Annotated in this window: 15 protein-coding genes and 1 pseudogene; 12 read left to right on the forward strand and 4 right to left on the reverse strand. The window is 34.3% G+C overall.

Annotation, left to right across the window (positions count from 1 at the left end; all coding sequences use genetic code 11):
* Positions 1–178: 178 nt before the first annotated feature.
* The 4 genes from IPK14_17650 (at position 179) to IPK14_17665 (ending at position 4,768) form a co-directional block, all read left to right on the forward strand.
* The gene (locus IPK14_17650; protein ID MBK7995136.1) at positions 179–1,474 is read left to right on the forward strand and encodes a hypothetical protein; all 1,296 of its coding nucleotides are present in this window, start codon (positions 179–181) and stop codon (positions 1,472–1,474) included.
* Positions 1,471–3,066 (forward strand): hypothetical protein, encoded by a 1,596-nt coding sequence (locus IPK14_17655; protein MBK7995137.1) that lies wholly within the window; start codon positions 1,471–1,473, stop codon positions 3,064–3,066. Before IPK14_17650 ends, IPK14_17655 begins: the two co-directional genes overlap by 4 nt.
* A 148-nt stretch (positions 3,067–3,214) precedes the next feature.
* The gene (locus tag IPK14_17660) at positions 3,215–4,150 is read left to right on the forward strand and encodes a DUF533 domain-containing protein (protein MBK7995138.1); all 936 of its coding nucleotides are present in this window, start codon (positions 3,215–3,217) and stop codon (positions 4,148–4,150) included.
* A 69-nt stretch (positions 4,151–4,219) separates the two neighbouring features.
* On the forward strand, positions 4,220–4,768 hold the full coding sequence (locus IPK14_17665; protein ID MBK7995139.1) for an acyl-CoA thioesterase: 549 nt from the start codon (positions 4,220–4,222) through the stop codon (positions 4,766–4,768).
* A 532-nt stretch (positions 4,769–5,300) separates the two neighbouring features.
* On the opposite strand, the gene IPK14_17670 is transcribed toward IPK14_17665, so the two are convergent.
* The 4 genes and pseudogenes from IPK14_17670 to IPK14_17685 all read right to left on the reverse strand — a co-directional run bounded on the left by IPK14_17670 (position 5,301) and on the right by IPK14_17685 (position 12,955).
* Complete coding sequence (locus IPK14_17670) at positions 5,301–6,407, reverse strand: hypothetical protein (GenBank protein MBK7995140.1); 1,107 nt, start codon at positions 6,405–6,407, stop codon at positions 5,301–5,303.
* A gap of 35 nt (positions 6,408–6,442) precedes the next feature.
* Positions 6,443–9,451, reverse strand: coding sequence for a TonB-dependent receptor (locus tag IPK14_17675; GenBank protein ID MBK7995141.1), 3,009 nt, complete (start codon positions 9,449–9,451; stop codon positions 6,443–6,445).
* Between the two features lie 54 nt (positions 9,452–9,505).
* Positions 9,506–9,925 carry a YjbQ family protein gene (locus IPK14_17680; GenBank protein ID MBK7995142.1) on the reverse strand — a complete coding sequence of 140 codons (420 nt, stop codon included), beginning with the start codon at positions 9,923–9,925 and terminating at the stop codon, positions 9,506–9,508.
* A gap of 232 nt (positions 9,926–10,157) precedes the next feature.
* Positions 10,158–12,955, reverse strand: a pseudogene (locus IPK14_17685) (cation-translocating P-type ATPase).
* A 383-nt stretch (positions 12,956–13,338) separates the two neighbouring features.
* Here IPK14_17685 and IPK14_17690 point away from each other — a divergent pair.
* The 8 genes from IPK14_17690 (at position 13,339) to IPK14_17725 (ending at position 21,668) form a co-directional block, all read left to right on the forward strand.
* The gene (locus IPK14_17690; GenBank protein ID MBK7995143.1) at positions 13,339–14,796 is read left to right on the forward strand and encodes an FHA domain-containing protein; all 1,458 of its coding nucleotides are present in this window, start codon (positions 13,339–13,341) and stop codon (positions 14,794–14,796) included.
* A 265-nt stretch (positions 14,797–15,061) separates the two neighbouring features.
* Positions 15,062–16,402 (forward strand): hypothetical protein, encoded by a 1,341-nt coding sequence (locus IPK14_17695; GenBank protein ID MBK7995144.1) that lies wholly within the window; start codon positions 15,062–15,064, stop codon positions 16,400–16,402.
* Positions 16,403–16,413: 11 nt separating this feature from the next.
* Entirely contained in the window at positions 16,414–17,595 is a 1,182-nt protein-coding gene (locus IPK14_17700) for a redoxin domain-containing protein (protein ID MBK7995145.1), read from the forward strand.
* Positions 17,596–17,866: 271 nt separating this feature from the next.
* Entirely contained in the window at positions 17,867–18,262 is a 396-nt protein-coding gene (locus IPK14_17705) for a hypothetical protein (GenBank protein MBK7995146.1), read from the forward strand.
* A gap of 5 nt (positions 18,263–18,267) precedes the next feature.
* Positions 18,268–18,951, forward strand: coding sequence for a glycosyltransferase family 2 protein (locus tag IPK14_17710; GenBank protein ID MBK7995147.1), 684 nt, complete (start codon positions 18,268–18,270; stop codon positions 18,949–18,951).
* A gap of 14 nt (positions 18,952–18,965) precedes the next feature.
* The gene (locus IPK14_17715) at positions 18,966–20,096 is read left to right on the forward strand and encodes a nucleotidyltransferase family protein (protein MBK7995148.1); all 1,131 of its coding nucleotides are present in this window, start codon (positions 18,966–18,968) and stop codon (positions 20,094–20,096) included.
* 49 nt (positions 20,097–20,145) lie between these two features.
* Positions 20,146–20,586: a PqqD family protein gene (locus IPK14_17720; GenBank protein MBK7995149.1), complete on the forward strand. Its 441-nt coding sequence runs from the start codon at positions 20,146–20,148 to the stop codon at positions 20,584–20,586.
* Between the two features lie 2 nt (positions 20,587–20,588).
* Positions 20,589–21,668, forward strand: a complete 1,080-nt coding sequence (locus IPK14_17725) for a serine kinase (GenBank protein ID MBK7995150.1) — start codon at positions 20,589–20,591, stop codon at positions 21,666–21,668.

Genomic DNA, 21,668 nt, shown 5'->3' on the forward strand with positions numbered 1-21,668 from the left:
GAGGTTTTGACTATCAATCAAAACCATTTATTTAATTTTATTTTTTAAGCTTAATGGCTAAGGAAAATCCTAATTTTTGTTTTTTACAAAGGTTGTGTTAACTAACTTATCTCTGATAAACTTGCACAAATTAAAATTCTTGAAATTCTTAAAATTCTTAAAAAAATACTAAATAATTATGCCAATTCCTGCTACTACATTTGTATCTCAAGGCCAAGCTAAAATTAATGAAATCCAAAATGTTATTGCTAATATGGGAAGTTCTTTTCAAAAACATAACCAAGGTGGAAATGAACTACAAACAGCTTATGATCAAACTTTAGACGAACTTGTTAGGGTAAACTTACCTTCATTAAATCAAGAGGCTTTTCGCAATGTCCGTGAGTATACAGGTTATGGTCAATTTGAGGCAAAAAACCCATTTATGACCATGAATGAAGAACATGCTAGGCTCACACAAACTATTAACAATATTGATAATGATGAGCGTTATTTACGCCGAGAAGAGCTAATAAACCCTGTTTCAGGTGAGCTAGTAATAAATGCCGATACAATTCGCCAAAACTGTACAATGTTAAAAGATGCAGTAATGCGTTATGAAAGTGAACCTAGATTTTTACAATTAATCCAACGAAGTTATGGAACACCTGATTATGTAGGTAGAGTTTGGCAACTAGATTATTATCGAGATTGGCGGGCAGGTAGCGCGATTGAAAAAAAATTTGGTAAAACTTTTTATGATATTCGTAGTAGCTACTTACCTATAAAACAACTACACGACGACACTTACCAAGAATTAACTGTAGCAGAAAAACAAATTAATGATGTAAAATACCTAATCGATTTACGAGAAAAATCTTCTTATCGTCTTAATAATCTTCCACAAGTAGTTTTAGAAGAATGTCAAACAGCACTTCGTCAACACCTTCAATATGTAGACCGAGAACAGCTTTTTCAATGGGCGCAAGGTGATCGTGTTCGTGAGGCATTAATCAAAAAACTTCATGGTCTAGAAAAAAAGCTTGAATATCTAAAAGAAATGGTAGTTCATCAACAACAAGCTGAAAAAGAAGTTTTACAAGAATACGTTTATAAACTTAATAGAAAAGTAGTTAAATATCAACGTCCAAAATATCACTATGGTTTTGTACCTGATAGGGACGCACAAATTCTAAATTTTGACCCAAGACAAAAGCTTTTTGAGAAGCGCAACAAGTTCTGGAAATCCTATGATACAGTCTATGACTTTGATGATTATGACTATTATGATTACCGCCGCGATATGCTTTGGTGGGACTTAATGACAGCAGGCCGATATAATGGCCGCTATATTAATGAAGTAAATTATTATTATACTAATCACCCTGGTTATAGTTATAGCCACGAATATTACTATCAAAAACCTACTTTGCAGCAAAGTAGCTATTATGATAGCAATGATGATTATGATTATTCATCTGTGGAGATTTCATGAGTAAACGCTTAAGCATAGTAGCTTATGCTATTAATGGTGCTGGGCTAGGTCATTTAACTAGAGTAATTGCAATACTTAAATGGGTACGTCGCTTAGGGCGTTTAGCTTCCATTTATCCAGATATTTATATTTTAACTTCCTCAGAAGCTTGCGCTCTTGCACTTACAGAAGGTTTTGCAGCTTTTAAGATTCCTAGTAAAACCTCTATTCGTGAATCTCAAATTCCTAAAGAAGACTACTTAAGACTTGCTCGGCAATGGGTTTGGCATAGCCTAGGGTTAATTAAACCTGATATTTTACTTGTAGATACTTTTCCAGGAGGCTCTTTTGGAGAATTGCTTTATGCACTTGATGGGCCAGGCTCAAAAGTTTTTGTTAACCGAGCAATGAAAGCAGATTTTCAAGCCCACATTCAACCCTTATTAAATCATTATGACAAGATTTTAGTTCCTCAAGAAATTGGTAGTCAGCCAACAGAATTTCCCGCACAAATTACTTCAAAAGTTAAATATTTAGGCCCAATTATGCTGCGCGAACGTGTAGAGCTAAGGTCACGTAACGAGGCTAGGAAACTTCTTGGTATTCCAGAAAATAAGTTAGCTGTTTGGATTACGGCTGGTGGCGGAGGTGATGCAAATGCAGCAATAGGGTTAAAAAATTTGGTTGCAAAACTTTTGGAAAATAAAGATCTTCATTTAGTTGTTGCTGCCGGCCCGCTTTATCGAGGTGAGCCTTTGCGAGGCGAGCGCGTAACTTGGTTAACAGACTTTAATGTTTCAGAAAATTATTTAGCCATAGACTTTGCCTTTTCTGCTGCTGGCTATAATTCTTTTCATGAGCTTTTATACTGCGGAGTTGCTACGGCCTTTTATGCTCAAGAAAAAATTGCCGATGAACAAGACCGACGTATAGAATTAGCTATAAAAGCTGGCTGTGCCTTAAAGCTAGAAACAAACCTCCAAACTGTGCCAATTGATAGCTCACTTAATGAAACACTTGCTATTTTTCTTAATGAAGATAAACGTAAACAACTATCTATTGCAGCACAAGCTTATGTTAGTCAAAATTGGGCGCAGGAAGCTGGGCTAGAAACCCTTGCCACTAAATTAACAAAAGCCTCTCTTTTACAAGTTAAAGAATTAGGAACAGCAGAATTTTTTCATAAAATTAACCAATATAATTTAGATTGTGAACTAGCTTATGAACTGCTACCTGTTTTTGGTTCAGCAGAATTTTTAGATCCAGATGAACGACAAACACTTTTTTATCAACTATTTGAAGAAAGTAATATTTCTGCTGAAATGACAGCAAAATTTTATTTATTGCTAGCACAAAAATTTGCTAAACCTACTAATGACTTTGAAACAGAAGAATTACTTGAATCTTTAATTCCCATTATTAATCAATTAGGTAAATTTCAGGATGAAAAAGCAGCCCTTTCATTCCTTAAATTACTTCCTAATGAGCGTTTAGCCTCACCTCAAAAAGTAGCAAAAGAGCTATGTCAATTTTTAAGTAAACTTTATGAGACAGGAGATTCTCTTTGGCGAGGGATTGCACTTTTTAACCAATCAACTAATAAGAATAACTAAATTTTTAGGTTGATTTTGTAAATGGTCGTTTGCTAAATAAAGCTTTGCTTTATATAATTGCTGAACATTACTAGATTTACAATGTAGTAAAAAATACTTAGTTAACTTGAATTAAAATTTCTGGAAAAATAGTTTAAGGAGCAAATTAATGGACTCAAAAGAAGCATTAGCCTCATTGCAATTATTAGTTGCTGTAGCAAAAGCAAATGGAGTAATTGCCGACGAAGAACGAGATGCAATCAAAGATGCCCTAGCCGATAGCAAATTGCCTGGAGAATACACAGTTGATAATTTATTAGCTGAAGATCTACAACTAGACACTATTTTATCTGTCTTACAATCAGAAGAAGCTAGACACCAATCTTTTTCTGCTGCTTACTTGCTAGCACATGCAGACGGAGATTGTGACCCAGACGAAAAAGCAGTGTTAGACAAATTACAAACACATTGGAATATTCCAGAATCAGAAGTTGCTAACTTGCAAAATGTATTAAAAATAAGCCAAGGAAGTGTTGCTAGCAGTCTTGGCGCACCTGGCAAAGCTGCTCGTACAGAAGAATCAAATGATGTCATTAAATTACACCGTGTTTTAGCTGCTCTAGCTGGTGCTGTTCCTGTTCCTCTAGTTGGGGATGTTATGGTGCTATCCTTACAAATGAAAATGGTAGTAGAACTAGGTAGACTTTATGGTCAAGAAATGAACAAAACCAGCATTAAAGCCTTACTAGGAACTTTGGGTGTAGGTACTGGTGCTAGAATGGCAGTTTCCAGTTTAGCTAAACTTGTTCCCGGTTTTGGTAGCGTTGTAGGTGCTGTTGCTGGTTATGCAACTACTCACGCCGTCGGACAAGTTGCTATTAAATATTTTGAATCTAATGGCAATCTTTCTGCTGATGCAATGAAAGGCATTTTCAAAGAGAAGAAAGCCGAAGGTGAAAAAGAATACCAAGCCAACAAAGCTTCTTTGGATGCTAATAAAGAAGCTGCTAATAAGCTTACTGAACTAGGTAAACAACTTAAGTCAGGTGCTATTACTCAAGATCAGTACAACGAAGAAATTGCTAAATTAGAAGTTAAAGCTTAAAAGCTAAATCCTAGGGTTAACAATATTTAACCCTAGGATTAACAACAGTTAAAACTTAGGAGTTTAGCTTTGGAAAAATCTGTTATAAAACGTTCGGATTTCAAAAGTTGGACAAGTGTAGATGTTCGTTGGGGAGACATGGACGCACTTGGACACGTCAATAACACTAAGTATTTTGTTTACTGTGAGTCAGCTAGAATTAATTATTTTGAAACCCTAGACTTAAAGCTACAACCCTCCTTGCTACAAGGCCCAACCCTAGCACACGCCAATCTTAATTTTATCCAACAAGTTCATTACCCAGCACAATTAGAAGTAGGTGTAAGGGTTTCCACTGTTAAAAATCGTTCTTTTCAAATGGATTACGCAATTTTCCTAGCTGGGACTGAAACCATAGTAGCATCAGGCTATAGCGTTATGGTCTGGGCAGATTATAAATTAGGCAAATCCATAGAAATGCCAGAAGAAATTAGAAAAGTAATCGAAGAAAGAGAAAAAACTAGAAAGCTAACAAATTACTTTAGCCAATTTACGAATTTTGAGCCAAGTAGTAGTATTGGTGTAACTGTACCAAGAGCAAATCCTATTATAAGTCCTAAAACTCCCATAGCTTCATAGCCACGTAGTCCAAAAAGTTCAAAACCTGTAAAAAAGTTTCCACCAATTAATGCACCTATAATTAAACCAACTGCTGAACTTATTAAACTATTAGTTGTTAAAATTATTATTGCTAAAAATATTTTCCAAAGCATTTTGCTTTCTCCTTAAACTAAATGTAATAGCAACAATAAAATTATAGGTTTGGACTAAGTTAAATATAAGTTAGGGTAGTACACTTTTTTTAGTGTCCTAATAATTACGGCGTAAACTAAGTAAGTTAATATTTCTTGAATTTCTTGAGTCTTGAAGGGACGAAATAATTGTAGCCTAGGTCGTAAGACCTAAGCCTAGTGATTATACATAACTAGAATCACGTAGCGACAACATAATAAACCTAATTAACACAATATTTAAATTATGTCGTCACTACGTGACTCTGTAAATACTATGCTATCATACGTAAGGTTGAGACCTTACGCTACAACTATGCCGCCCCGTTGGGGCTTTAAGAGATAAAACCTCAGAAAACTTTGTTTACAGTGTAATAATTTTAATTATCTAATTTAGCTTTTTCTATAAGGGTTTTTTCGGTATTTTCTGCTGACAAGATTCTTTCAATTACTGTCTTAAACTCTTCTGCTACAATCGGTTTGCTGGGGTTATAGATATGAATTGCATCAAAAAATAACTCTTCTTTGTTAGGTAATTGGTCAAATTTTGCTGCTAAATCTATCAACGGTATATTAGTTTCTTGAGCTATTTCTTTGATGATTTTATTGTACTTTTCTGTTAGTAAAATCATATCTGCACTGCTATTTGTAAAATGTGGCATTTGCGCTTTTGCTAGTGCATCAGGCGAAATTTTATTATGAAAAATAGATGGTAATGTTACTAGTATTGGTTTAGCATTGTTGCTTTTTACTAGTGAAATCATTTCTTTAACATTATTTATATACCAGCTAGGCACAAAGTCTTGATATTTAGCTGAGTTTATCGGTTCTGTTGTCTTAAACTTAGGCCGTAGTTTTAAGAAAATTAGACTACGTAACTTAGAAGCAAACCGTGAGTATTGCAGCATATTGGAAATTTTTGCAATTACCCCTGTTCGCGCTTCATTCATAATTCTTTCAGGATCATTAATGTAGAGATCATTCCAACCAATATAAATTGTAACTATATCAGGTTTATACTTTAGCGATAACTTTAATCTTTCCAATGCTTTATTTGAATCATAGCCTTCTACACCACCATTAATTACTTCAAAAGCTTTTTGCTCTTTACCTTGATTAAGTAAATCTTCTAGCTGCCTTGGATAAGGTGCTGTTTCTGGAATACCTTCAAAGGTGCAAGAATCACCAATACATAAAATTCTAGTCATGCTGGCGGCTTTTTCTGCACTGAATTCTGGGCCGCGATAGCCTAAAGAGTTGATTACAAGAGCCTCTCGGTTTTTCTTTTCATTAATTCTTTTGTGATTTGGAACTAATTCATAACCAAGCTTTGGGTTATCGGAAAATCTTTTATAAACATCTAGTTGGTTGCCTTGTGCGCGGTCAAGTAGTCGTGAACCGACTTCTAAAGTAATAAGTGCAATAAAAAGAATAAAAAAAGAAAAAAGTATTTTTTTCTTAGTCGTTAACTTAGGTTTTTCTGACATAGTTATCTTAAAAATTTTCCTCAAAAAAGATTTTGCTAAAAGCTAAACCGGATGCCTAATTGTAGTTGTCGTGCTGGGCTAGCATCGCGAAAACGGTCTGGTGTAGCGATAAAACGCCCGTTTTCCATTGGTGGTAGATTAAAGCTACCATCTGCATTAGGCGGAAAAACTCGGTTTAGTGAAAGAATATTTACTCTATTGAAAAGGTTAAAGGCTTCTAATGTCAAGTTAACTTGATAGCGATCCTTTAGGCGAATCATTCTAGTTAATCTCATATCAAAGCTAGCAAATTTTGGTGAAATGCCAGCATTGCGAGCAATTCCAGCCGGACGATCCCCTGGAGGATTATCACCATTGCGGTTTAAGTCTACACCCGCTAACAAGTTAAAAGGTCGTCCAGAATTTACAGTAATAATTGCTGATAGTTGAAAATCTTTTAAGAAAACATTTTGACTATAACCTATGTCAAATGTTCCGCTAGCAACAAATCGTTGTCTTACATCATTTACAGAAAAACCACGCTCACCAACCAAGTTTAATGAATCTCCAACTTCTTCTTGTTCAGCTTGAAAATCTACAAAATTATCTAATGTTTTTGAATAGGTATAAGTAATTAATCCACCAATTCGATTAGATAGCCGACGATTAACCAGTAAACTTACGCCGTGATAATAACTATCTCCGCTACCTTCAAAACTAAAAACATCTCCACGATCTGGAAAAACTCGTCCACCTGGATCACCAAGTTCAGGTCTGATAATGGGATTAATATTTCGACTTCTAAGCAAATGTAAGCCTCGAACTAACTGATAATTAACCGTTAAAACCGTATTGGAATTTATGGAATAATCAAAACCAAAGTTAGCTTGATGAGCATAAGCATTCTTAAAATTAGGGTCAGGGACAAATGTTCTAACAGGAAAAATTGTATTAGCTAACTCGGCTGGAAATTGTCCATTTTCAGGAAAACGCCGTCCGGGTTGGGAAAAAGCCTTTATCAATGCTTGATTAATAGCTGGTTGCCCAGGTCTTGCAGGATTTCCTAAAATTAACAGTGCTGTTTTAGTTCTTACTCCATCCACAATTTTAGTTGCAAAAATTGTCCCAACTTGAGTAACTCCATAAAATAGCCCATAAGCCCCATGAATTGAAAGTTTATTGCTTTTTCCGGGAGTGTAAGCAAAAGCAATTCTTGGGCTAAGGTGATTGCCGCTAGTGCTTGGATAAGGATCGTCTAAGCCTTCGCGGTCATAACGCGCACCTAGTTTTAAGGTTAAATTAGGCTTAATTTTAATGTCATCTTGGACAAAGAAAGAAATGTAATTGCTTTTAATTCCTGAAAAAGCATTGCCAAAACCTTGAACAAAGGCTGCTGGAAGCGGCAAATCACCTACAGCACCTAAGCCCGGAATTGTACCAAAAGCAACGGTTAAAAAAGCTTTTTGTGCAGGAGTTCGCAAGCTTGGATCTAAGTTTTGTAACGCGCTAATAGTTGGAAGTCCGGGAATGCCGGTTTGCATAGCAAAATCTATTGGCTGAAATACGGCTAAACCGCCATAAACTACAGGTAGCGCGGTTTTATCTTCATCAGAAGTAACAAAATATAAATCTGCTCCAGCCTTTATTGAGTGTCGAGAAGTTGAAAAGCTAAAGTTATTAAAAACTTGGTAAATTCTTTCTAGTCTTGGTTGTGGTAGCAATGTATTTCGTCCTGAAAAAATCAAACCTTCATCAGCAAAAATATTAAGTAGCGGGCCTAGGTTTGGGTCAAGGCTATCAATTACTTGTCTACGTCGGGCATATAAAAAGCGAGACTCTAAAACTAGTTGAGGTGAAAGAATTGCTGTATTTGTTGCAGCAATAGCATCATCGCGCAATTGTCCAAGTCCGCCAGCACTTTGGGCGACTAACCCGCCAAAAGCTTGTAAATTTTCATCTACACCACGAGAAAAATTATAGCGTAGCGATAATGTATCTTTATTACTTAGCTGGCTACGTGTAGAAATTAGAAAAGAGTTATTAAATTGCTCAAAAGGAATATCTCCATTTCTAGTAGGGAAACCTAAGCGATTTAATGCACCAATAGCAAGATCGCTAATTGTTACAAAATTAGTAGCAGTAACGTCTAGCCGTTCATAAGAGCTAAAGAAAAAATGTTTATTTTTAACAATCGGGCCGCCCATAGAAAAACCAAATTGATATTGTGAAAAAGGCGGATTGCTACGAGCAAAAGCGTTACGAGCGTTTAAGTCTTGGTTACGGTTAAAAAGAAATGCTGATCCATGATATTCATTTGTTCCAGATTTAGTAACAATGTTGACAATGCCACCTAAAGCCCGGCCAAACTCAGCAGAATAGCTATTGCTTACAACTTGAAATTCTTGCACAGCGTCTTGGCTAAATGTTGAACGAACAGAGGACGACCCTAAATCATTATTATCTAGTCCATCAATAGTAATATTATTTTGTCTAGGTGTTTGTCCATTAAAAGAAAGTCCACTTGCCGCAGCAGGGCCTTGAATAGGCAGACGGTCAATATTTACGCCAGGTGTTGTAAGCGAAAAATCTAAAAAATTTCGTCGATTAATTGGCAGATTTTCTATTCTTTGTCGGTCAATTGTGGTGCTAACTTCGGTTTTGTTTACTTCTAAAATTGGTGTAGCACCGCTTACTTCTATAACTTCCTGGCTTGCGCCTGTTGCAAGCTCTATTTCTAAATTAATAACTTGTCCAAGTGTAAGTAGCAAACGTCTTAATTGTGGGCTAAAACCATCTGCTGCAACTTTAATGTCATATTCTCCAGGAGGCAATAAACTCATAGTAAAGCCTCCTAATTCATTTGTGGTTGCTTCTCGCTCTAAACCTGTAGCAGGGCTTTTTACCAGCACTTGCGCCCCAGCAATTACCGCACCTGTAGAGTCTTTTATTGTCCCTGCTAGCCCTGCTGAAGTTGCGCCAGCAGATTGAGCAAAAGTATTTGTAGCTAAAAGACAAAAGCAACATAGCCAAAACGCAAGTTTGCAAGCTAGTAAAATATATTTCATACCTTATTCCTTAAAATTTATTGATTTTTGAGCGAGAAAACAAAGAAAAAACAATTATTCACCAATGATTTTAACTAAGACACGTTTTTTTCTCATACCATCAAATTCACCATAAAAGATTTGTTCCCAAGGGCCAAAGTCCAAATGTCCATTAGTTATAGCTACAACAACTTCACGCCCCATAATTTGGCGTTTCATATGAGCATCAGCATTATCTTCGCCCGTGTTGTTATGGCGGTATTGCGAAGTAGGTTCATGAGGAGCAAGTTTTTCTAACCATTTTTCATAGTCATGATGCAAGCCTGATTCATCATCATTAATAAAAACCGATGCAGTAATGTGCATTGCATTAACCAGTACAAAACCTTCTTTTACACCACTTTCTTTAAGGCAAGTTTCTACTTGAGGAGTGATATTGATAAAACCTCGTCGTGCAGCAACTTGAAACCAAAGTTCTTTGCGATAACTTTTCATTATTATTTTCTCCTAAGAGTTTTGGTTTTAGTAATTTATTTGTTTTATTTATAAATAAAATTGATTAATCTTCTGATTTTTGACTAGTCATTATTATATATGCTAAAGAGTAAATTAAGCCAAACAACCATTACAAAATAAAAATTTATTAATTTTTAAGCTTACAAAAAATCCCTCATCAAAATAAAAATTATAATTGATGAGGGGTTTTGCTTTGTCAAACTTTATCAAACTAGGTGTTAACTTGTGCATTGCTGTCAGAAAGTTTTCCTTGCATAGCAGTTTGGTGAGGAGAAATGCTGGTTGCTCTTACTATAAATTTTTCTATTTCTATAGCAACAAAAATTACTAAACTTAAAGCAACGCAAATAGCTAGATCCATTAAAGATAAAGCGACTGTATCAAAAAACTTTTGCAAAAATGGTACATAAGTTATAGCTATTTGCATCAAGATAGTTAAGCTTACTGCGCCAAGCAATGGTTTATTTGAAAGAATCCCTATTTGAAAGAGTGAATATTTATTAGAACGTACTGCCATTATTAGATTCATACGGGAAAAAATCAAAGTTGTAAGAATCATTGTTTGCCAAGTTGCTAAGTTATTGGTTTTATACCAATAACCAACCATAGCCAAGACAGAACCTACAAGCAACCCACCCCAAACTATTTGCGCTATAACTCTACGGCTAAAAATACTTTCATTTGGGTAGTTTGGAGGTCGTTTCATTATGTCTTGCTCTGCTGGTTCAAGACCTAAAGCAACCGAAGGTAGCCCATCCGCCACTAGATTTAACCAAAGGATTTGAAGCGGTTGCAGTGGCAAACCTAGACCAAAAATAGGCGCAATTAGAGTTACCCAAATAGCAGCTAAATTGCCTGTAAGAGTTTGTTTGATATATTTTTTAATGTTGTCATAGATGACACGGCCTTCTTCTACTGCGGCAACAATCGTGGCAAAATTATCATCTGTTAGCACCATATCAGAGGCTTCTTTGGAAACGTCTGTCCCAGTAATTCCCATTGCTACGCCGATGTCAGCTTTTTTTAGTGCAGGAGCATCATTAACACCGTCGCCCGTCATTGCTACAACATGCCCATTATTTTGCAAAGCTTGGACAATTTTAAGTTTATGTTCAGGTGCAACACGAGCATAAACCGCTACATCATTGACTACTTTATTTAGCTCTTCTACAGAAAGTTTATCTAGTTCTTGACCTGTTAAAATCTTGTCATTACTAGTAATACCTAAATCTTTAGCAATAAATTGTGCTGTTAATGGATGATCACCTGTAATCATAATTGGGTGTATTCCTGCACTTTTACAAACGGCCACAGCGTCTTTAACCTCTGGCCGAGCAGGGTCAATCATTCCCATCATTCCAATAAAAACTAAATCTTGCTCTATTTCAGCCATGCTTTTATTAATTTGATCAGCATCTAGCAGACGAAAAGCTATACCCAAAACACGTTTGCCGGTTTGCGTCATTTCATCGTGTGCAAGCATTATTCTTTCTCGCCATTTATCTGTTAGAGGCTCTACTTTTGCTTGGATTATTACAGATTTAGTCATATGCAATAGTCCATCTACAGCACCTTTGGTAAAAGCTAAATAAGGCAGGTTGGATGCTAAAAGTTGCTCTTTTACAGGTTGAATTAAAGCTAACATTTCACTATTTTTATCATCAGGGCTAGCAAGTTTATGAATGGTAGTCATTCTTTTACGTTCAGAATCAAATGGGACTTCTGCCACTCTAGGTAAAACTTTTTCAAGCTCTGGCTTAATAATATTGTGATTAGCTGCTGCAATAACTAAAGCATTTTCGGTTGGATCGCCTATTGTGCTAATGGCCTCTTTTTTAGCAAGATTTTTATCATCGTTAGTTTTTATTATTACATCTGTACATAACGCTCCACCAACTAAAAGCAAAGCTAGTTCTTGGTCTTTATTAGAAAGTGCAAATTTCTTTTCTTTATTAGTTAAATCTAACTTATCACCAGCAACATCTAGCATTGTCACCGTCATACGGTTTTCTGTAAGTGTGCCAGTTTTATCAGAACAAATAACAGTAATTGATCCTAGAGTTTCAACGGCTGGTAATTTACGGATTAAAGCATGCCGTTTAAGCATTCGTTGAGAGCCTAGAGCTAAAGTAATTGTTACAACGGCGGGTAAAGCTTCTGGTATTGCTGCAACAGCTAAACTTACAGCCATTAGCATCATAAAACCAATAGGCTCACCTCTTAATAAACCTAAAACAAAAATGATAGATACTAATACTAGAATACCTATAAGTAAGCTTTTTCCAACTTGGTCTAAGCGTTTTTGTAGTGGAGTAGGTTCTTGGTTGACATTTTGAATTAATGTAGCAATTTTGCCTAATTCAGTATTCATGCCTGTAGAATCAACAATTGCTTGGCCTCGTCCATAGGTGACAACTGTTCCCATATAGGCCATATTAATTCTATCACCTAGGGGAAGGTCTGTGCTGGCAGCAAAATCAGCCTTTTTTTCTACTGCATCGGATTCGCCAGTTAAAGCAGCTTCCTGGATTTTTAAGTTGGCACTTTCCAGAATCCTACAATCTGCTGGGATAATATTTCCTGCTTCAATTAAGACAATATCGCCTGTTACAAGTTCACGGGCAGAAACGTCTTGGACGGTTCCATCTCGGCGGACTTTAACACTAGGAACAGCTAATTTTTTAGCGCGGCAATGGCTTTTTCTGCCTTTAATTCCTGACTTAAGCCTAATAAAGCGTTAAGAACTACAATAGCCATAATTGCAATAGCGTCTTTGTAATCAGCCAACATAGCAGAAACAATAGCAGCAAAAATTAAAATAATTACCATTGTTGCTGTAAGTTGTTCCCAAAGTATTAACCAAGGGCTTTTTACCCCTTGTTCTACTAATTCATTATGCCCATTTTCTTCTAGCCTTTTGGTTGCTTCTGCACTTGTTAAACCATTGTTTATATTTGTATTTAGCTTTTTGACCACTTCTTCAAGGTTTAATTTATAGCTATTGTTCATTTGTGACTCTCCTTAAATTAGTACCTGACGACTAAGATGCAACCTTTATGCCTATTAAAATGTTTTGTTTTTCCAGGTAATTGGAAAATCTCTATCCATAGGCTAATCAATTAGTTAGCTAGTTTACTAGTTATGTTACTAGCTAATTTTATAAATTGTGGAAAATTTCCCACTTAGTTTTATTTAGTTTTAACGAAAATTGTATATTTTGCCAAAACTTTTGCCAGGCAAAATAATAATCTTTTATAAATTGGCATAAATTTTGCGGTTACTTAAATTAGCTAAGGTTTTTGGGAAAATTTCCCAACCAAATTTTGCAGCTTTATGTTTATTGAAAATTTAGTATTTTTATCTTGGAAATACTAATAGAGTCAGGAGGCAATATGTACAACAATAGTTATATAAGCCTTTGTCAGCAATGTGGCAATCAATTAACTCCTGACTCTTATTGTAAGTTTTGCAATAAGAGTTTTGCCCCACTCACACCTAGTTATGATAATGCAATTAATAATATTGACTGGACATTAGTAGGCATTAGTGGGGCTGAAGTAGGAACATATCGATTGCTAAACCCACAAATTAAGCTAGGACGTGAAGTAGATAATGATATTTGTATTTATGATAGTAATTGTTCACGTCATCATGCTTTGATCCGAAAAGACCCTGCTGGGATTTACATCCAAGACTTAAATAGCAGTAACGGTACTTATGTTAATGATATGCGTATAAGTGGCACTACTTACTTAAAAACAGGTGATTTAATTCGTATTGGAAATACAAGATTTATTTTAGAAAGTAGTTTTGATGCAGCCCAATCAACCTTAAAGTTAACAGATTTTCCAACTGTAAATTCTGCTGCATTAGCTGGTAATCTTGCACCTCAAATTAATTGCTCCCAGCCAACAGACCCATCCCAAAATAGTTTTTCACCTCCAGTTATAAACCCACTTCCAGCAAATCTACCAGCATCAAATGTTTTAACTCCATCTGCTGTAAGTCCCTTTGCTGTTAATCAAATGCCTATGTATAGACCTGTTAACCAAGCCATTAGTCAAGTAGCTTATCCTCAAACCCCTTCACCTGCTTATGCTCCAGTTGCACCAATGGCAACAGTTCAATTACCTGCATTAAATAACCCACAAAAAACTGTAGCTTTTTCTTGGCGTGCTGTATCAGGTTTTGCATTAATGATGATGGGCTTACCCTTTGCTATTGATATGGATATGATGAATGGAGGATTTGCACTAATTTTTATTAGTTTTTTTGTAATGTTGATGGGAATAATTACTTCTGTTATTTATTTTGTAAGGGCAAAAACTTTAGATAAATTATTATCAGGTCAGGAATTATTAGCTTATTGGACTTATAACCCACAAGAATGGCAACGCTACACAGAAAAAGAGTTTGAAATTTCTAAGTTTGAGAAAGTCCCACTTTTAATTTTAGTTAGTGTTATTTGTTTAATAATTGGTGGAATTTTTGCTATTGCTGATCCTGAAGCAGGGCTAGTTGTTTTTATAGTTATGTTGGGTTTAATTACATTATTAAGTGGTATTGTTTTTGTTGTTCCTCGTTTGCGTCATCAGCATAACCAAAATAGCTTAGGATATGCTTATATTGGGACTAAAGGACTCTACTTAAATGGCTATTTTCATAATTGGAATATGCTAGGAGCTTCTTTAGATAGTGCTGCTATATTGATGGATGAAATTCCAATGCTAGAGATAAATTATTCATTTCCTACTAGAACAGGACGACAAGAAGAAACTGTTCGCGTCCCAATTCCACAAGGCCAACTAGCTATGGCTGAAAGAATTGTTTATCAAATAAAAAGTTTCTAACCCTCCAACAGAATCTTTTGCTAGTGTGCCAAATAATTTGGTACACTAGCTTTATTTACCTAGTAGAAATTCATTAAATTATATTTATATTACTTTTTATAAAACTATTTACATTAGATGTTTATTTGCTTAGGCTATTTTAAGATATAAATATAAAAACCAGATTTAATACTAATTAAAATTTAGTAAGTTTTATACTTTTCAATGGTATTAAGTTAGCCTCTTTATGTATAATTTGCCTTACTTTCTTTCTTAGGAGTAAAGCATGGAAAAACAAAAATATACTTATAAGCCCCCAACAATTTTATCTTCAAAGAAAATTTTTTTATTAATTGGGATTCCTGTAGTAATTGGAATAGCTATTATAATTTTGTTAAAGATGGAAAGCTTTTTTTATGAAAAAAAACAAGATTTAATAGCTAATAAAGTCCTTACAACAGAACAAAAAGAAAAGTATAAAGAACAAGAAATAATCAATAAACAGCTTAATGCTGATGTAAAATCTGGTGTAATAATCGAATATATACAGCCTAATTCAATAGCAGAAAAAGGAGGTCTTAAAAGAAAAGACATAATAACGGAATATAATGGAATTAAAGTAAGAGATACTATTGAATATGGAAAAGCAAGAGAGCAATTGTTGGATAAAACAGATCTAAATAAAATTACGCTTACTTTTGTAAGAGAAGGAAAACCAATTACCATATCTGTTGCCAAAGGGGGAATAGGTATAGAAATAAAAGATTGGAGTCCAGTAATGGAAAGCCTTTTTGAAATGATGTATAGGAAAGATTTTGAACAAATGCAAGAAACAATTGCTGATGCTGAAAAAAATGATGTTCTTTCCCCAGCACAACTTCTTATTGCAAAAATAATTGCTATAAAAGATAGAAACTCTAAATCTCAAGACTTAAAGAAAATAGAAGAATTATTACAAAAGCTTATTGAAAGTATTGATAAAGAAGATTCTGCTAGTTTGGCAAGTGATTATTTTTATACTAAAGGTGTTTATTATCCAGCTTCTGTTCTTTTTGAACATTTTCTTAAGTTTCAACAAAACCCTTATGTAGAGTTAAATTTAAGCTATTGTTATGCTGTTTTAGGTAAGTTGGAAGAAGCTGAACATCTAGTAGAATCTGTAATGAAACGATACCAGGATAACATTGCTAGTCCAGGCTATCACACTGCACTATTTACAAAAGGAAGAGTTGCTATAGGACACAAAGACTACAAAACTGCTATAAAGCATTTTGATAAAGCTTTTGAATATTCATCAAACCCCAAAGAAGATTTTGCTTGTATGAATCTTTTACTTATTTCTTCTGCTTTGACAAAAAAGAAGGAATTATTAGAACAATCCCGCGCTAAGTGTAAAGAACTTGGAAAAGAAGAATTTGATAAAAGAATTAGTCCATATATTGATTCCCTAGAAGCTTATGTAGTAGCTGAAAATAATCCAGAGGCAGCACGTCAAATAGCAAAAAAATGGATTGATAATATACCTATGCGGGGCAAAATAGGCAAACATTGGGATTTTTTGCTTGAAGCAGAACCAATAGTAGAAAATTGGGGAAAATTAATAGAAGGGTTAAAAAATAAATCTTAGGGGGGCAAGTAATGAATAAAACACAAGAAATTTTTCTAGCCTGTATTTTGTTAATAGCAAGTTATTTTGCAGGTAGTAGTATTGCTAGTTTGCTTATAGTTTTACCAGTAGCAAAAATTGCTCCTCAAGAAATAAATTTTACTCTTAAAGATGAAGTAGGTCTTAGTCGTTCTCTTAAAGATATTCAATCAAACAAACCTACCTTTGTATATATTTTTGCTGGCGATTGTAATCACTGCATAGGACTTTTAAGAACTATAAATGCTAGTATTTTACCTAGAGTAAAAGAAAATCAATTTCGTGTAGTTGGAGTTGATGCCCTTGGCCCTCATGGAACACAAGAACAGCTTGTAGAAATTCGAGACACTTTCAATTTACCTTCTCCAATCTTAGCGGATAAAGATGATAAAGTTTGTAAAAGTTTAGGCATAAGTGAATTTACAGTTTTATTAGTTAATCCTGATGGAATGCTAACTTATAGAAAGACTATTCGAGAGACTTCCTGGCCCCAGGACGCATTATCTAGTGAGACATTAGCTGAGGCTAAAGTTTCCAGTAAATCTTTGGAAAACGCTTCTGAATCCTCATCAGAAAAATTAAATGAGTTTTCTGCAACAATACTTAAGGCAAATGAGAATCTTTTCCGTCCTATCCAATTTAGTTTGTTGTTACTAGTATTTATTTTTATGTCAGTAGTCATATATCGTTCACAAGATAGCTGTTTGGCCCCGCTTTCTGCTGTAGGACTTTTATTAATGGCAGTCATATCAAAAGCTTGGTTATTTTTACCAGTAAATTTGTTTATAGTAATCCTGGCTGCATTTTTGCTGATAAACAAAAAATGGGCAATATGGGCTTCTCTTTTATTGGGACTCTCTATTTATGGGGTACTCTTACTTCCTTTATTCCAAGCAAAACTGCCTTCTGTTTTATATCAAGAAGCCGCCTATGGTTTTCTACCCCAAACTATTTTAAGTTTATTGATGTTTTATTTGTCTTTTGTTTTAGCAGCACAAAAACATCAAAAACTTGTTTTTGATGGACGACCCATTTATCAAAGTTCAGAAAATTATAGTGGAAATATAGCTATCAAAAAGACATCTACAGCCGAACGATGTGATGTTTGTCACCAAACAGATCTGTTTGATAAACAAACTGGATTTTGCACACGTTGCCAGCAACATACAATTTAAGCTCAGTACAATTTTAAAGAATTTAAGATATAAAAGGTATAAGACAAGGGTTTTTACTAACTAAATTTTCCTAAACTTTGTCTTATATTTTCTATTATTGAGATACTTTTAATTGTGAACAAGTTTGTCTAAAAGCCACTCGCTAAAAAATTATTAGTAATAATTTTTTCTATTCTTATTACAACTCATTATGTCTTAAGCGCAAAAAGGATGTGTTTTTAGCTGGCGACTTATGGCATTATAATAAGCTAAGCAGCGAGGAGATAACGCTATGACAACAGAAGAAATGCTTCAATTATTGCTAGGTAAATTTACTGACCTAGAAAATGAAGTAAAAGAAATGCGAAGTGGGATTAAATCTCTCAATGACAAAGTAGATGCAAGTTACACACATATAATCAAAGAATTAAATAGAATAGAAAATAAAGTAGATGCAAATCATGCAGATGTAATCAAAGAATTAAATAGAATAGAAAATAAAGTAGATGCAAATCTACGTGCAGATATAATAGTTATTAATGGCAAAATAGATACTGCTATGGAAGAACAAAGATTAAATCGTCGAGTTACTCAATCAGCTATATCAGAATTGCAATTTAGACAAGAGCATTTAGAAGAAGACCTTAGACGATCTAACCGTAGGTTAGATAATGCAAGACAATTATAAAACCAATGCAGCCAAAAATAAGTGTAATAATTCCTGTTTTTAATGGTGAGAAATATATTAAAGAAACTATAAATAGCGTATTAGAACAAACTTTTCAGGATTTTGAAATTATTGTAATTGATGACGGCTCAATAGATAAAACAGAAGAAATAGTAAAAAGCTTTCCTAGTAGCAAAATTCATTATGAAAAACAAACTAATAAAGGTGTTGCAGCCGCACGAAATCGAGGTATAGAGCTAGCAAAAAATAATTGGATAGCCTTTTTAGATGCTGATGATTTATGGGTTAATAATAAACTAGAACTACAGATAGAAGCTTTCTTAAATAACCAAACCTTAGACATTATTTTAGGACAAGTTGAACATTTTTATAGCCCTGAACTTAGCCCCAAACAACAAGCTAAACTACATTGTCCAAAAGAAATACAAGCTGGTTTTTTGCCAGGTACAATGCTTGTAAAAAAAGAAGTTTTTAACCGCATAGGCGTTTTTGAAACTAAATGGAAAATAGGGGAATTTATTGATTGGTATGACCGAACTCGTCAGCATTGTATTAGCCAAGTGTTACCCAATGTTCTATTAAAAAGGCGTGTCCATAATGCTAGCTTAACTGTTACTAACAAGGCTGCACAAAAAGATTACTTACAGATTATAAAAAACTCATTGGATAGACGAAAAAACTTAAGTTAAGGGACTTTTTTCAAATGTCTTTGATGTCTTCAGAAAACCTTTCTAATGCAGGGTGTTGGCCTAGTCAAACGCAAGAACTACTACTTAAAGCAATATTAACATGCAATGTAGAAGAATCTATAAATTTTTGGCAAGAGTGGCAAAAACTCGTTAATGTGCAACAACTTGACTATGGTTCACAACGCTTGTTGCCAATGCTTTACAATAAATTAAAAACTACGGATATAACTCATCCTGACCTAAAAATTTATAAAGGTGTTTATCGGCAGGCTTGGTATAAAAGCCAAATGATGCTTCATAAAGCCCTACCTGTTTTGCAAACTTTCCAAGAAAATAATATTAAAGCAATAATTCTAAAAGGTTTAGCCTTGGCTGTGCTTTATTATAAGGATTATGGGCTACGGCCTATGTCGGATTTTGATATTTTAGTGCCTATTGAGCAAAAAAATAGTGCTATTAAAATGATGCTCTCTCTAGGTTGGGAAGAAGGCTTTTCCTGGTCTCACTCTCAATGTTTTACTAAGCAAGAACAAAAATGTGATTTACATTGGCATTTAATGTCTGACATTTGTTCATTAAAACCAAATGAAACAAATGAAGTAAACAAAGAATTTTGGAAAGCGATTGTGCCACTGCAAATCAAAGAAATTAGTGCTTATTCGCTATGTCCAACAGATATGATATTTCATATTTGTGTACATGGTGCTTGGTGGAATCCTGTTGCTCCTCTGCGTTGGATTGTTGATGTTATGATGATCTTAAGAGAACCTGTTGTAATTGATTGGTCACGTTTAGTTAATCAAACTTATAAACTCCAATTAGGACTAATAATTAGAAATGCTTTTAACTACTTAAAGAACTATTTTGCTGCTCCTATTCCTGATGAAGTCTTGAAAAAACTTGATGACTATAAACCAAGTTATAGTGAGCAACTAGATTACTTGACTAAAACATCTCCAACAAATGAACGTAATCCATTAGCAGCTTTTTGGGTTTGTTATCGGGAATATCGACAATATACTATCGGCAATAATGTTAAGCCTAATTTTTTAGGGTTTGTAAAATTCTTGCGAGATCGTTGGGGAATTGAAAAACTTTCCGAAATTCCGCTTCATTCTATAAAAGAGATATGGCAACGGCTATAAAGTCTATGTTATTTTTGCTGAAGAATTCAATTTATTAGGTAAGAGTTTTATGCAGGAAAAGTTTTTTCAAATCAACAGCCCTCAAGTTATTAGAGAATTTTTTGATGATGAAGCAGTAATTGTTAATTTAGAATTAGGCATTTATTATAGCCTTGACTCTATTGGCGCAATAGTTTGGGGCTTAATTGAACAAGGTGCTAGCAATACACAAATAGTAGAAAAACTTAGTCAAATGTTCAAGCTATCAACAAACATTGAAAAAGATATAGAGGAATTTATTGATTTATTGCTAAAAGAAGAGCTTATTGCTGCGACTGATAATGCTTCATTAACTTCATTTGATTCTATTAACATAGATAACAAACTAACTTATAGCAAACCTACATTAAATAAATACACTGATATGCAAGAACTGCTTTTGCTAGATCCTATTCATGAAGTTGATGAAGAAGGTTGGCCTAATATAAAAAATAAACAGGCTGCTAAATAGTTATGCTTTCTGATGAGCTAAACATAGATAAAGAAAGACTTAAGGCTAACTTAGAAGATTTTTTTGTAGAGCTTTATCAACTTTATTTAACCGCCAAAGCCAGTAGCAGTAACGCTTTTAAGCAAAGTTATTTAATTGCAGACGCTAAAGTTAATCTATGTTTTGCTAACGTTGCGCTAAAACCTTTAATTACACTTGCTATTGAACATCTAGCCACTAACTACAATCTAGAAGCAGATCTAACAGTTTTTATTGCTGATAGTTTATCAACTAACATTACAATACCTAAGCCAGATTGGTTAATTTATCATTATAAAACTTTAGGCGACATAGGCGGGTTATTAAGCAAAAATATTTATCTAAATTTTGACTTAGGCCATAACGCGCTTACTTTAATTAACTTTGAGCAAAAACAAGCTATTTATTGGATAGAGTCGCCTGATCGCGTTCCTGATTATGAATTAGGGATTCCGCTATATTGGTTGTGGCATTATTTTTTTAGTCCTCGTCAAACTTTTATGCTTCATGCAGGTGCAGTAGGTTTTAAAGATGGGGGAGTGTTAATAATTGGCTATGGCGGCGCAGGTAAATCTAATAGCTGTCTTTCCTGCTTAAATTCTAAGCTTTTTTATTTAAGTGATGATTATTGTTTGGTTAAAAGCGAGCCGACACCAACAGCTTATAGCATTTATGCTACAGGTAAAACTCATGCTCATGATTTAGATAAATTGCCATTTCTAAAACCAATTGTTAGCAATCATGAGAATCTTGGAAAAGAAAAGGCAGTTTATTTTCTTTACAAACATTACAAAGAAAAAATAATCTTAAGCTTTCCAATTAAAGCTATTTTAATTCCACAAGTTACAGGCTTAACAGATACTAATTTAGAAAAAGCTTCTGCAATAGAAGGTATAAAACTAATGGTGCCTCAGCAAATTTCCCGTCAACCTTCAGCAGGACGAGAAATTTTTCAAAATTTAGCAAAAATTTTTAGACAAGTTCCTTGTTATCAATTAAATGTGGGTACAGATAGACAACAAATACCAGAAAAAATTATTAATCTATTAAAAGAGCTTAAATAA

The organism is Blastocatellia bacterium, from assembly GCA_016713405.1.
In the GTDB taxonomy this organism is placed as follows: domain Bacteria; phylum Acidobacteriota; class Blastocatellia; order Chloracidobacteriales; family JADJPF01; genus JADJPF01.